This window comes from Photorhabdus viridis, assembly GCF_040256935.1.
Classification (GTDB): Bacteria; Pseudomonadota; Gammaproteobacteria; order Enterobacterales; family Enterobacteriaceae; genus Photorhabdus; species Photorhabdus viridis.
Genome location: NZ_JBEJZY010000068.1, coordinates 1 through 14,043, shown reverse-complemented (window position 1 = coordinate 14,043; position 14,043 = coordinate 1). Strand labels below are relative to the sequence as shown.

The 14,043-nt window shown below is 44.0% G+C and carries 9 protein-coding genes; 4 read left to right on the top strand and 5 right to left on the bottom strand.

Annotation, left to right across the window (positions count from 1 at the left end; all coding sequences use genetic code 11):
• Window positions 1–414: 414 nt before the first annotated feature.
• From ldtD to ABR397_RS20885, 3 genes are all read left to right on the top strand, one after another.
• The gene (gene ldtD, locus ABR397_RS20895) at window positions 415–2,109 is read left to right on the top strand and encodes a L,D-transpeptidase (protein ID WP_350307396.1); all 1,695 of its coding nucleotides are present in this window, start codon (window positions 415–417) and stop codon (window positions 2,107–2,109) included.
• A gap of 97 nt (window positions 2,110–2,206) precedes the next feature.
• Entirely contained in the window at window positions 2,207–2,755 is a 549-nt protein-coding gene (locus ABR397_RS20890; RefSeq protein ID WP_350307395.1) for a YcbK family protein, read from the top strand.
• Between the two features lie 45 nt (window positions 2,756–2,800).
• On the top strand, window positions 2,801–3,448 hold the full coding sequence (locus ABR397_RS20885; RefSeq protein ID WP_350307394.1) for an MBL fold metallo-hydrolase: 648 nt from the start codon (window positions 2,801–2,803) through the stop codon (window positions 3,446–3,448).
• 116 nt (window positions 3,449–3,564) lie between these two features.
• Here the strand turns inward: ABR397_RS20885 and ABR397_RS20880 are convergent, their stop codons facing one another.
• From ABR397_RS20880 to pncB, 5 genes are all read right to left on the bottom strand, one after another.
• Window positions 3,565–4,755 carry an amino acid aminotransferase gene (locus ABR397_RS20880; RefSeq protein WP_350307393.1) on the bottom strand — a complete coding sequence of 397 codons (1,191 nt, stop codon included), beginning with the start codon at window positions 4,753–4,755 and terminating at the stop codon, window positions 3,565–3,567.
• Window positions 4,756–4,987: 232 nt separating this feature from the next.
• The gene (gene ompC / locus ABR397_RS20875; RefSeq protein ID WP_350307392.1) at window positions 4,988–6,151 is read right to left on the bottom strand and encodes a porin OmpC; all 1,164 of its coding nucleotides are present in this window, start codon (window positions 6,149–6,151) and stop codon (window positions 4,988–4,990) included.
• Between the two features lie 494 nt (window positions 6,152–6,645).
• A complete protein-coding gene (locus ABR397_RS20870; protein WP_350307391.1) occupies window positions 6,646–7,791 on the bottom strand; it encodes a porin in 1,146 nt (381 codons plus the stop codon).
• A gap of 336 nt (window positions 7,792–8,127) precedes the next feature.
• Window positions 8,128–9,528: an asparagine--tRNA ligase gene (gene asnS, locus ABR397_RS20865; RefSeq protein WP_350307390.1), complete on the bottom strand. Its 1,401-nt coding sequence runs from the start codon at window positions 9,526–9,528 to the stop codon at window positions 8,128–8,130.
• Window positions 9,529–9,730: 202 nt separating this feature from the next.
• Complete coding sequence (pncB, locus tag ABR397_RS20860) at window positions 9,731–10,945, bottom strand: nicotinate phosphoribosyltransferase (RefSeq protein WP_350307389.1); 1,215 nt, start codon at window positions 10,943–10,945, stop codon at window positions 9,731–9,733.
• 349 nt (window positions 10,946–11,294) lie between these two features.
• Here pncB and pepN point away from each other — a divergent pair, with 349 nt between their 5' ends.
• Window positions 11,295–13,907, top strand: coding sequence for an aminopeptidase N (gene pepN / locus ABR397_RS20855; protein ID WP_350307388.1), 2,613 nt, complete (start codon window positions 11,295–11,297; stop codon window positions 13,905–13,907).
• Window positions 13,908–14,043 lie beyond the last annotated feature (136 nt).

Here is a 14,043-nt window from a genome sequence, read left to right as displayed (position 1 = left end):
TCTTTTCTTAAGTTAATCTGGTTTTGGTGATAAAACGGTCATCTTTCCATAGGAAATATTGAGAATTTTATAGTGACATAAGCAAACTATTCTAATGTGTGATTATTTGTCCGTCTGAATGGGTAGTGTGAAATGTGATCAATATCTGGATTTTTAATCCTGACAATGGGGAATGCGATATATTAAATGCTGGAAAGTGGTGATAAGGATGGAGATATTAAAGAGGAAGTCATTGTTAACTCTCAGTTCTAATACCGGCATTAATCATGTTGGTTGAGCCAGGAACAAGGTTTAAATCTCTTGAAAAGGGCGTTTTGGCGTTTTTTGGCTCTTATTGCTTTTCTTTTATTAGATTCTGGATCTGCCATAGTTATAATTAATTTATGAGAATGTTCTGAAGGTGGGTATGTTGATATGGTAAAAAAAGCGATAAAGCCGCTTTGTATTTCGGTTATTTACAGTACATTAATGGTGGCTGGTTATGCTTTAGCCAATCAGCAGAGCAGGCTGATGGAAAGTGATAGGCAGACTGAAAAGGTATCTGAGACAGCAATACTTAAACAAGTACAAATTCAAACTTATGCGATTGTACAGGAAGAGAATCGCAGAGTGCTTCAAAGCTGGTTACCGAAGCAAGTTAAGCCCATTTTCTTTGACCGATTGGTTAGTCTGTATTCATCTAACCGGATGCAACCTTTATGGCAGGACAAAACTGCCATCCAGCGTTTTGAGCAACAACTTTTAGAACTGGCATTGGCTGGGTTTCAGCCGCAATTCGGCCAATGGCTGATTGAACTCAATGATCCTCAATTGAGCGATATGGGGCGTGATCTCGTTTTATCTGATGCTATGCTGGGTTATTTACAATTTGTCTCCGATGTCAGTCATCAGGGCGAAAACTGGCTCTATCGCACGACGCCACACAAAATTGTTTTACCTTCATCTGCGGTCATCGACCGGTGGCAGCAAGCTATCACAGATAGCAATGTGGCCGCTTATATTGCAGCATGGGCGCCACAGCACCCTCAATATGAAAATATGCTCAAGGAGATGATGAAGCTATTGGCTGAGAGTAAACCGTGGCCACAGGTTTCTGATAAAAGCGCATTAAAACCGGGGCAGAGTAGTCCTGATATCACGGCTTTAAGAGAAATACTTATCCGTACCGGCATGCTGAATGATGCGATACCTAAATCAGGTAATATCTATGACTCTGAGTTGGTTGCTGCGGTAAAAAATTTCCAGCAATGGCAGGGATTGGCGCCCGATGGTGTGATTGGTAAACGCACCAGAGATTGGCTGAATACGTCACCTCAGACCAGAGCTGGATTAATGGCGCTTAATATTCAGCGTTTGCGGATTGTCCCGGGGCATGTTTCTACCGGCATTATGGTCAATATTCCTGATTATTCGTTGCATTATTATCTTAATGATCAGGAAGTGCTGAACTCGAAGGTGATCGTTGGTCGTCCAAGCCGTAAAACGCCAATGATGAGTAATGTGTTGAATAATGTCGTGATTAATCCCCCCTGGAGTGTGCCAACCAGTCTGGCAAGAAAAGATATTGCGCCGCGGGCGGTGAATGATCCCGGATATTTCCAGCGCCGGGGGTATGTTATTTTTTCAAACTGGCGTGCTGATGCCAGTGTGATCGATCCTTACACTATTGATTGGAATGTGATTACGCCGGCTAATTTTCCTTATCGGGTATGGCAGGCTCCAGGGCCGGCTAATTCATTAGGCCGCTATAAATTCAATATGCCAAATTCTGATGCCATCTATTTGCACGATACGCCGAATCATAGTCTGTTTAACAAAGATATCAGGGCGATCAGTTCTGGTTGTGTCAGGGTTAATAAGGCGTCAGAATTGGCAAGTATGTTACTGGGAGATGTTGGTTGGACCCAAAGTAAGGTGGATAATACCCTGAAACAGGGCAATACCGCTTATGTCAATATCCCACAGCGTGTTCCGGTTTATTTGTATTATTTGACTGCTTGGGTAGATGAGCAGGGTGTGCCTCAGTATCGCACTGATATTTATGACTATGATAACAGTGCGAGACAAGGTTCCCAGTTTTTGTCAAAGTTGTTGCATTTGAAAAATTAAATGCAACTAATTTTCATTATTAGTTGTCACAGTGACCAGTGACCAGTGACCAGTGACCAGTGACTTATTTTTTCATAATCTGGGTAGATGTTTCTTCATGGATATAATCGATCATAATCGCCGCAAGTGGCTTGGTGTGGGGGCTGCCGCTTTAGGCTTGTGTTTGTTGCCGGGACACGCTTTTGCGACTCTGGCAACTCCCCGCCCACGAATTTTACGTGTTGACAACTTACATACGGGTGAAACTATTAAAGCTGAATTCTTCGATGGCCGTCGTTACAACAACGATGAGCTGGCTCGTCTGAATTATCTGTTTCGGGATTATCGGCAAAATAAAGTTAAAACTATTGATCCTCAATTATTTGATCAGATCTATTTGCTGCAAATGATGATGGGCATTAATAAGCCTGTACAACTTATTTCTGGTTACCGCTCACTGGTGACCAACAATCAGTTGCGCAAGAAAAGTAAAGGCGTGGCTAAACAGAGTTACCATACTCGCGGGCGGGCGATGGATTTCCATATTGAAGGTATTGATCTTAAACATATCTGTAAAGCCGCTCTGAAAATGAAGGCGGGCGGTGTGGGATATTATCCACACAGTAATTTCGTTCATATTGATACAGGTCCCGTCAGGACATGGTAATCTGGTGAGTAACTATTTTGTTTTGACTATGGAGTAAATAAAATAATGAAATACCAAATTATTCCTGTGACTGCTTTTATGCAAAATTGTACCCTTATCTGGAATGAAGAGAGTAAGGAAGCGGCAATTGTTGATCCAGGTGGTGAAGCGGCAAGGCTGATCGCTGAGATCGAAGGCCGTGGTTTGAAATTGACCCAGATTTTATTGACTCATGGTCATTTTGACCATGTTGGTGCAACAGCAGAAGTTGCTGAACATTTTAATGTGCCGGTTTACGGACCACAGCAGGAAGATGCTTTTTGGATCGAAGGCTTGCCGGCTCAGAGCCGGATGTTTGGCGTTGAGGAGTGTGCATCATTTGAACCTGACCGCTGGCTGAATGAAGGTGATGAGTTACATGTTGGCGGGGTTGATTTGTCTGTATTGCACTGTCCGGGCCATACACCAGGGCATGTCGTATTTGTGAATCATACAGATAAATTGATTTATATGGGGGATGTACTGTTTAAAGGGGGAGTTGGGCGTAGCGACTTTCCGCGTGGTAATCACCAGCAGTTAATTAATTCAATTAAAGATAAAATTCTGCCGCTTGGTGATGATTATAAATTTATTCCAGGGCACGGGCCAATGTCTACATTGGGTTATGAGCGGCAGACTAATCCATTTTTACAGGATGAAGTTCCAAATTGGTGATGTGCAATTGAATAAGAGCCGGTTTGGGTTCCGGGGATAGTTGTCCGATGGCAACTATATCAGACGATAAAAGCCGCTGAAATTGAGCGGCTTTTCGTAATAAGGTGAATGTTGACTTAGAGTACCGCGACAATGGCTTCACACAGTGGGGCCATATTTTCCAGCGTCAGGCCAGCGACATTAATACGACCGGAACTGACAGCGTATATACCAAATTCCACACGCAGGCGCTCAATTTGTTCTTTTGTCAGGCCACTGAATGAAAACATACCATTCTGGTTGATAATGAAGCTGAAATCTTGTTTTGCACCTTTTTCTTGTAAGGTGTTTACAAACAGTTGACGCATACGCTGAATACGTTCGCGCATGGTGGTCAGCTCTTGTTCCCAGGCGGTTTTTAGTTCTTTATGTGACAAAATAGTAGCGACAATAGATGCACCATGAGAAGGAGGGTTGGAATAGTTGGCACGGATAATGGCTTTAGCCTGGCTGAGTGCTTTTTCTGCTGTATCGCTGTCACCGGCAACAATAGTACAGGCGCCCACGCGTTCATTGTACAAGCCAAAGTTTTTGGAATAAGAGCTGGCGACGATCAGTTCATTATGATTTTTTGCAAAAATACGCAGGCCTTCCGCGTCTTCGTTCAGACCTTTGGCAAATCCTTGGTAAGCGAAATCAAAAATGGGCAACCAGCCTTTTTCCGCAGACATTTCTGCCAGCTTGGCCCACTGGGCTGGGGTTGGATCGATCCCCGTCGGATTGTGGCAGCAGCCGTGGAACAGAACAACATCACCCGCTTGAGCGTCAGCCAGGCTGGCCAGCATGTCTTCGAAATTCAGGGCGTGTTTTTCAGCGTCATAGTATTTATATTCGCGGACTTCCAGGCCAGCGGCAGAAAAAACGTTTTTATGATTTGGCCAGGTTGGATTGCTGATCCAGACTTGTTTAGCGTTAGTCTGTTTGGCAATAAAATCCGCAGCAATACGTAAAGCGCCAGTACCACCTGGGCTTTGCGCTGTACGGGCGCGTTTGTCTGTTACCACCGGGTGATCTTTACCAAACAGCAATTCTTGCGTCACATTGCCAAATTCAACCAAGCCGCTAATCGGCAGGTAATTCTTTGTTGCTTCGTTTTCCAGTAGATATTGTTCCGCTTTTTTGACACTAGTGAGAACAGGGGTTTTTCCTGTTTCATCTTTATAGACACCGATGCCAAGGTTGATTTTATTTGTACGAGGATCAGAACGGAAAGTATCGGCTAAGCCAAGAATAGGGTCGGCAGGCGCTGCTGTGATTTTCTCAAACATGTTTGTGATTCCAAAGCTCAGGGTTAAGCCTAAAAAGGTAGTCAGGTTAACGCCGCAGAAACAGTTTGCCAACTATTTGTAGCAAAAAGAATATAATCTTGTGAAGCAGTTTGCGGAGTGAGAAAAAGTTTAGATAACAACAAGAAAAGATAGAATAAAAAAGCAGCGCCTGAGCGCTGCTTTCGTTTAAATATGTTTAACTTATTCAGCTAAACATATTTATCAATGGTAATTAGAACTGGTAAACCATACCTACACCAACAACGTTGTCAGTGCTGATACCAAATGCTTTGGTGAATTCGTTTTCATCCAGCAGGTTGATTTTGTAATCAATGTAGGTAGTCATGTTTTTGTTGAGGCTATAGAAAGTACCAACAGAGACATATTTAACTAGATCGTGGTTGCCAGATTCTTTCTCTTCCCCTTTAATGTCACCGAACAGGCTTTTACCTTTAGACTGTACGTATGCCAGAGATGGACGCAGGCCGAAATCGAACTGATATTGAGCGGTTAATTCGATGTTCTGGGTTTTGTTGGCGATATTTTGCCAGTCTACACCATCAACTTTTCCACCGAAGCGAGTCATATTACGGGTTTCACCGTACATTGCCGCCAGGTAGATGTTGTTGGCATCGTATTTAGCACCGATGTTCCAAGCTTCAGCGCGGTCACCTAGAGCAGCAGAACCAGCAGGTCCTTCTTTCTTGTTATAGCTAAAAGTGGTTTTTTGTGCAGAAGTACGGGCAGAGCTAGAGTATGCGCCACCGACGCTGATACCGTAACCTGCGTCATAAATCGCAGCGAAACCGTAACCATCGCCGTTGTCTTTACGGTTAGCACGATTATTTGAGGTGTTGTTACTGTTCTCACCCTGATATTGCAGGGCAAAGCTCAGACCATCAACCAAGCCGAAGAAATCGCTATTACGGTAAGTTAACAGACCTGTAGAACGGCCAGTCATGAAGTTGTCAGTTTGAGCCATGGAGTCACCACCAAATACTGGCAACACGTCGGTCCAGGAGTTGACATCATAAACAACACCGTAGTTACGACCATAGTTCAGTGAACCGTAGTCGGAAAGTTTCAGGCCAGCGAAAGCCAGACGAGTTTTGGTTTCTTCGTCAACGGCTTCTGCACGGTTGCCTTTGATGTTGTATTCCCAACGACCAAAACCGGTCAGTTGGTCATTGACTTGAGTTTCGCCTTTGAAGCCCAAACGGGCGAAAGTTTCATCGCCATCTTCGCCGCTCTTGTTGTTAGCGAATTGGTGACGTGCTTCAACTTTACCATACAGGTCCAGTTTGTGACCGTCTTTGTTATAAACTTCAGCTGCATTTGCTGCGCCAGCAACTAACAGAGCTGGGATTACCACTGCAAGAACATTGCACTTCGTCATTATTATTACCCTCATTGGTGTTATATCGGACACCTGCCACTGCCAAAAATAATTCTTTAAAAATCTATGGAACTATTTGTGAGAGTTTAGTGTCGTCTGTTTCTCTGTCAAGTGTTTCATTGGTTGTTATTTTTATCCACTCACAAAGTGCTATAAAAAAGAAAATTTAGTAAGAATTTGCAACAAAGTGTTTCAAAGTGTAAATGAAAGATTGTTTTTTGAACTCTGGTCAGTCCAGTTTGTCAAAAAAGTGGAAATGAATTGCTGTCAGTGAAGAGAAGGAATTATCTATTAGGCTTAGTAAAAATAGTAAAATACGGTGTTCGTTTTATCATCAGATTTTTTATAGGTAACTTGCTGATGTTATTGTCTGTATGCCATATACTATTTTTCAACAGACGACTGATGATTATTCTTCTTGAAAAAAGAATAGCGTTCACTTAAGTGAGCGCTATCACATATTAATTAAATCTTTTATATTTATTTCAGTTAAATTAGAACTGATATACCAGACCTACACCAACCGCGTTCTTGGTGTTAACTTCAAAATATTGGGTAAACACGTTGTCTTTTACTAAATTGATTTTGTAGTCAATATAGGCAGATAAATTTTTGTTGAAGTTATAATAGGAACCAATGGCGATATATTTTACCCAGTCCTGTTTGGTGAAAAAGGTTGTCCCTTTGGATTGAACATATGCCAGCGATGGGCGCAGGCCAGAATCGAACTGATATTGGGCAGTTAATTCGAGATTTTGGGTTTTTGCCGAGACAACATCTTGGTAGCCGAAGGACGTCATATTGTGGGTTTCACCGTACATCGCTGCCAGATATACGTTGTTTGCATCGTATTTAGCACCAATGTTCCATGCTTCTGCTTTTTCACCGCGAGCGACAGATGTAACGAGTCTTTCATGTATAATTGGGCGGTCAGCGTTGGAGTAGGCCCCACCCACGCTGATACCGTACCCAACATCATAAGTAGCGGAGATGCCGTAACCATCACCATTACCACCCCCGTTGGGTTTGATGATATCACCTGGTTTATGAAGTGAATTGCGACCGTTTTTGCTGTCGCTGTCGTTTTTGCCTTGATATTGCAGCGCGAAGTTCAGGCCATCAACCAAACCGAAGAAATCAGTGTTACGGTAAGTCAGGACTCCTGTGGCACGATTCGTCATGTAGGTGTCAGCCTGAGACATGGAATCAGCACCGAATACTGGCAGTACGTCGGTCCAGACATTGATATCATAGAGAACACCATAGTTACGGCCGTAGTCCACAGAGCCATACTGAGCGAATTTCAGGCCAGCGAAAGCCAGACGGGTTTTGTTGCCTTTGGCGCCGTCTGATTCAGCGTTGTTAGCTTGAATTTCGTACTCCCAGCGCCCATAACCCGTCAGTTGGTTATTGATTTGGGTTTCACCTCTGAAACCCAGACGAACATAGCTTGCATCACCATCTTCACTACGGATAGGATCATTCTCTGATTTTTCGGTGGCTTGAGAGAATTGATGACGTGCATCAACTTTGCCATATAGATCGAGTTTGTTACCGTCTTTGTTATAAATTTCAGCGGCGTTTATTGCCCCAGCGGTTAATAATGCTGGGATGACCACTGCAAAAATACGACCTTTCATTAATTGTTTACCTTACATTGCTTCATTAATTACCATCATTGGTGTTATCCGGATTTTTGTTACTTACAGAAATAATTCCTTTAAGAAAATCTTTGAAACTATTTATGAGAGCACCGTAATTATCCGTGTCGGGGCACAGTCTTTCATTGGTAGTGAGCTTGATCCACCATTAAATTGATACAAAGTGACGTATTTTGTAATAAAGTGAAAATAATATGTGTTAAAATGTAAATACAAGCAGATTTTTGATCGAAAATTGGATTAAAGAAATAAAAAAGCCAGCTTTCGCTGGCTTTATATGCATAATGATTTTTTAATATTTACTTTATGGAAGTATTAGAAGTTGGCACTTCTTGGAGTACGTGGGAATGGGATAACATCACGCACATTTGCAACACCAGTCACATAAGCGACTAAACGTTCAAAGCCTAATCCGAATCCGGAATGAGGAACAGTGCCATAACGACGCAGGTCACGGTACCACCAGTAATCTTCTTTATTAAGTCCCATCTCTTCCATTCGTTTATCTAGCCTATGCAAACGCTCTTCACGCTGTGAGCCGCCGATAATCTCACCAATGCCCGGTGCGAGAACATCCATTGCCGCAACGGTTTTACCGTCGTCGTTCATGCGCATATAGAAAGCTTTAATATCTTTTGGATAGTTTTTCACTACCACCGGCGCCTGGAAGTGTTTTTCTGCCAGATAACGTTCATGTTCTGATGAGAGGTCAACACCCCAAAATACCGGGTTTTCAAATTCCTGGCCGCAATTTTGCAGGATTTCAACGGCATCGGTGTAATCAATTTGAGCAAAATCAGAATGGATAAATTTCTCCAGACGGGTGATAACGTCTTTATCTACACGTTCAGCAAAGAATTGCAGATCATCAGCGCGTTCTTCCAATGCGGCTTTGAAAACATATTTCAGCATATTCTCAGCCAGTGAAGCGGCATCGTCGAGGTTAGCGAAGGCAATTTCCGGCTCAAGCATCCAGAATTCTGCCAGATGGCGGCTGGTATTGGAGTTTTCAGCACGGAAAGTCGGGCCGAATGTGTAAACTTTGCTTAATGCACAGGCATAGGCTTCGCCGTTCAACTGGCCGGATACGGTCAGGAAAGCTTCACGGCCGAAGAAATCCTGGTTGAAATCTACCTCCCCTTTATCAGTTAGAGGCAGATTTTGCAGATCCAGCGTGGAGACACGGAACATTTCACCAGCGCCTTCTGTATCAGCCGCAGTGATCAGCGGGGTTGAAACCCAGAAGTAACCGTTTTCATGGAAGAAACGGTGCAGAGCTTGCGCAAGAGTATGACGCATACGGGCAACAGCGCCAATCAGGTTGGTGCGTGGCCGCAGATGAGCCACTTCGCGCAGGTATTCAATGCTGTGGCGTTTGGCGGCCATCGGATAGGTATCAGGATCTTCAACTATGCCGATCACCACCACTTTCGTCGCTTGCAGTTCAAAACTCTGTCCCTGACCAGGGGAGGCAACAACTGTCCCTGTGACTTCGACAGAACAGCCGGTGGTTAAAGACAGAATTTCATTCTGATAATTGGGCAAATTATTATTAACGACGGCCTGTAATGGATTAAAGCAGGAACCGTCATAGACGGCGAGGAAAGAGATACCAGCTTTAGAATCTCTCCTTGTACGGATCCAGCCGCGAACGGTGATTTCACTATCAACCGCAACCCGGCCTTGCAGTACGTCGACTACAGGCGCTACGCTCATAAATTTCTCTCTTCTTTTATCAATTCAAGTTGGTGAAAATGAATACCCCACACGAGGGGCAGTTTGTTCTATGTTACTTGCCATATTCTAGGAAACAAGTGGAAATCACTAATTTGCATGGTGAATGAGAGGGAAACGGTTTTTTTCAGATGTACCGCTGCTTTATTTGCCAGCGGCACAGTTGGGTTTTATAAAAATTGTGTTAACAAGCTTGCTTGACCTGCGGTATATCAAAAGCGGCACGTAGCTGGTTAACAAACTCATTATCTTCACAAATGGTTTTGCCGGGGCTGTCTGACAGTTTTGCTACCGGTTTGCCGTTACATTCGACAAGTTTGATAACGATGTTTAGCGGCTTAACGCCTGGAATGTTGCAGGTCAGCCGTGTACCGATACCGAAAATCAGGTTTATTCTGTTGTGGAAATGGTGATAAAGCGCCAGCGCTTTCTGGAAATCCAGGCTGTCAGAAAATACCAGGGTCTTCGTCAGCGGATCGATGCCCAGTTTTTGATAGTGGGCGATCGCTTTTTCACCCCATTCAACCGGATCGCCTGAATCATGGCGTAAGCCCTGGTATCTGTTGGCAAACTGGGCATCAAAGTCCCGCAGGAAAGCATCCATTGTGATGCAGTCAGTCAGGGCGATACCTAATTGGTTAGGATATTCATTTAACCAACTTTGTAATGCCTCCCGTTGACTGCTTGCCAGTTCCGGGCTGATTTGCTGGTGAGCTTGAAACCATTCATGCGCCTGCGTACCGACAGGGGAGATCCCAAGTTGTTGTGCAAGTTGATAGTTGCTGGTGCCGATCAGGTAAGGGAAATGCTGTTGCAGTTCACTGACAATGGCATGTTGAACACTGTGTGAGAAACGGCGGCGTGTGCCGAAATCCATCAGTTTGAAACCGGAGAGATCGATTCCTTCATTTTCTGCGTCTTGATAGAACAGTTTAATTAATTTGCGAAGTTGGTTGACTGCATTTTCAGCCGCGTTATCCAGCGAGTGATAGCGGTGAACCAGTTCACTGAGCAGCGCCAATAATGGCACTTCCCACATAATGACTTCATGCCATAATCCTGAAATACGGATAGCTAACTGACCATTATCGGTTACAGAAATATTGACTTGCTGTGGATTGAAACGAAAGGTTTTGAACCAGTCCAGATAATCAGCTTTGAAAAAAGGCAGGCTGGAAAGATAATTAAACTCAGCATCGGTTAATGCCAGATCAGCCATCATATTAACCTGATGGCGTAATTCTTTGGCGTATTCACCCAGCAGTTCATCACTGCGGCAGCGAAACTCTGCAACGACAGGCATGTGGCTGTAGTGGTGGTACACTGCTTGTTGCATATGAAGTTTATAAGCGTCAGTATCAAGCAGTGATTTAATAATCGGGGTAGCGTCTAGGGTCATAGCGCGTTATGCATCCTCACGGAGCCTATTCGTGTCAGCTAAATCGATAAAGTTGGAAGAGTATACCGGGATTATTTTGTTATTGAAGTCACATAACATCATATCATTCACCATGAAAATCGAAATTAAAAAGGTATTTGGTTAAATGTTATCATGTTATTTGATCATTAAGTGATAACAAGCACCAAATTAGCAAACTATTCTTTACATAACATCATACGTGTTCTTAATGCATATTTAATGCCAGAAGGTGCGTTATTTCACTCTTGAACTTTAACCTCTTTCTGTGGCAGCGTAAGATTTGGTATTGAATTAATTCCATAAGTACGAAACGACAAAAAGGTTTCTTATGACACAACAGCGACAAGCTAAATACCGCCGGGATTATCGCGCTCCGGACTATACGATTTCTGATATTGAACTTGATTTTAATCTTGATGCTGATAGCACAGAAGTCACCGCCATTAGCCAGATAAAACGTCTGAGTCATGAAATAACGCCGTTGGTGCTGAATGGTGAAGACTTGACATTGAAAAGTCTTCATGTGGATGGTCAACCGTGGGAACATTACCGTGAACAGGATGAAACTCTGGTCATTGAGCAGTTGCCGGCTCAGTTCACTTTGAAAATTGTTAATGAGATCCACCCAGCGAAAAACACTGCTCTGGAAGGTTTGTATGTCTCTGGCGATGCACTTTGTACCCAGTGTGAAGCCGAGGGTTTCCGTCATATTACCTACTATCTTGATCGCCCTGATGTATTGGCTCGTTTTACAACCCGCATTACAGCCGATAAAGCCAAATATCCGTATCTGCTTTCAAATGGTAACCGGGTTGAACAAGGGGAAACGGATGATGGGCGTCATTGGGTGAAATGGCAGGATCCATTCCCAAAACCGAGTTATTTGTTCGCGCTGGTTGCGGGTGATTTCGATGTTTTGCGCGATACTTTTACCACCCGTAGTGGCCGTGAAGTTGCACTGGAGCTGTTTGTTGACCGTGGTAATCTCGACCGGGCTGACTGGGCAATGACTTCCCTGAAAAATGCCATGAAATGGGATGAAACCCGTTTTGGTTTTGAGTATGACCTTGATATTTATATGATTGTCGCGGTGGATTTCTTCAATATGGGCGCAATGGAGAATAAGGGTCTGAACGTTTTTAACTCCAAATATGTGCTGGCAAAATCTGAAACGGCGACGGATAAAGATTATCTTGGGATAGAAGCCGTGATCGGCCATGAATATTTCCATAACTGGACCGGTAACCGTATCACTTGCCGCGATTGGTTTCAACTGAGTCTGAAAGAGGGATTGACGGTATTCCGTGACCATGAGTTTAGCTCTGATCTTGGCTCCCGTTCTGTTAATCGTATTAATAATGTGCGCGTTATGCGTGCGGCCCAGTTTGCTGAAGATGCCAGCCCAATGGCGCATCCAATTCGCCCTGATAAAGTGATTGAGATGAATAACTTCTATACAGTGACTGTGTATGAGAAGGGCGCGGAAGTTATCCGTATGATTCATACCCTGCTGGGTGAAGAACAATTCCAGGCAGGGATGCAGCTTTATGTTCATCGTCATGATGGCAGCGCTGCAACATGTGATGATTTTGTTCAGGCAATGGAAGATGCATCAAATGTGGATCTGTCTCTTTTTCGTCGCTGGTATAGCCAATCCGGTACACCGGTGCTGACAGTTCGTGATGAATATAATGCGGAAAAGCGGCAGTATAAGTTACATGTCAGCCAGATGACGCCCCCTACCGCCGACCAAAAAGAGAAACAACCTCTGCATATTCCACTAAATATTGAGCTCTATGACAGCGAAGGCCAGGTGATTCCGTTGCGTTATGATGGTCAGCCGGTTCATCATGTGCTGAATGTAACCAATGCAGAGCAGACATTTGTATTTGATGATGTGCCGTCATTGCCGGTTCCTTCTTTATTACGGGAGTTCTCGGCACCAGTGAAATTGGATTACCCATTCAGCGATCAGCAATTGGCATTTTTGATGAAACATGCCCGTAATGCGTTTTCCCGTTGGGATGTTGCTCAGTTACTGATGGCAAACCATATCAAGCTAAATGTTATCCGTTACCAGCAGAAGCAGCCGATCGAACTGCCAATGCATGTGGTCGATGCTTTCCGCGCGGTGTTACTGGATAGTGATATTGATCCGGCTCTGGCTGCTCATATCCTGGCTTTGCCGTCAGAAGGCGAGATGGCGGAATTATTTACGATTATCGACCCAAAAGCGATTCATGAAGTTCTGCATGCAATCACTCATACTTTGGCACAGGAAATGGCGGATGAGTTTGCTGCGGTTTATAACGCTATTAATATAGGCGCATACCGCGTCGATCATCAGGATATTGCCAAACGATCTCTGCGTAATATCTGTCTATACTATCTGGCCTTTGGCTCTCAAGAGCAGGCCGATAAGCTGATATCAAATCAATATCATCAATCTGACAATATGACTGATGCATTGGCGGCGTTATCTGGCGCGGTGATAGCGGAACTGCCTTGCTGTGATCAACTGATGGCGGAATTTGATGAAAGATGGCATCAGGATGGCTTGGTTATGGATAAATGGTTCAGCTTACAGGCAAGTAGCCCGGCGGCAGATGTTCTCGCGAGTGTGCGTAATCTATTGAATCATCGTTCATTTAGTATGAGTAACCCAAACAGATTGCGTGCTCTGGTTGGTGCATTTGTTAACAACCCGATGGCATTCCATGCTGAAGATGGCAGTGGTTATCAGTTCCTGTTGGAAATTTTGACTGATCTTAACAGCCGTAACCCACAGATTGCCTCCCGTTTGATTGAACCGTTGATTCGTCTGAAACGTTATGACGAAAAACGCCAAAGCATGATGTGTAATGCACTGGAGCAATTGAAAGGATTGGAAAACCTGTCTGGTGATCTGTTTGAGAAAATTACTAAGGCGTTAGAAAGCTGATAGCTATTTATCGGGCTAATGGTTATTTAGCGAAAAACGCCGTAAACCCTCGCCCAGTGCGGGCGGGGATATAAGGCGAAAAGCCCGCAGGGCTTTAAAGATCAATCTGGCGTTGACTGACTCTGAACGTAGGCTC

What these genes read in the sequence shown, in the direction of transcription:
- ABR397_RS20880 (WP_350307393.1), bottom strand. Translation starts at nt 4,755, where the DNA reads ATGTTTGAGAAAATCACAGCAGCGCCTGCCGACCCTATTCTTGGCTTA.
- ABR397_RS20890 (WP_350307395.1), top strand. Translation starts at nt 2,207, where the DNA reads ATGGATATAATCGATCATAATCGCCGCAAGTGGCTTGGTGTGGGGGCT.
- ldtD (WP_350307396.1), top strand. Translation starts at nt 415, where the DNA reads ATGGTAAAAAAAGCGATAAAGCCGCTTTGTATTTCGGTTATTTACAGT.
- asnS (WP_350307390.1), bottom strand. Translation starts at nt 9,528, where the DNA reads ATGAGCGTAGCGCCTGTAGTCGACGTACTGCAAGGCCGGGTTGCGGTT.
- pepN (WP_350307388.1), top strand. Translation starts at nt 11,295, where the DNA reads ATGACACAACAGCGACAAGCTAAATACCGCCGGGATTATCGCGCTCCG.
- ompC (WP_350307392.1), bottom strand. Translation starts at nt 6,151, where the DNA reads ATGACGAAGTGCAATGTTCTTGCAGTGGTAATCCCAGCTCTGTTAGTT.
- ABR397_RS20870 (WP_350307391.1), bottom strand. Translation starts at nt 7,791, where the DNA reads ATGAAAGGTCGTATTTTTGCAGTGGTCATCCCAGCATTATTAACCGCT.
- ABR397_RS20885 (WP_350307394.1), top strand. Translation starts at nt 2,801, where the DNA reads ATGAAATACCAAATTATTCCTGTGACTGCTTTTATGCAAAATTGTACC.
- pncB (WP_350307389.1), bottom strand. Translation starts at nt 10,945, where the DNA reads ATGACCCTAGACGCTACCCCGATTATTAAATCACTGCTTGATACTGAC.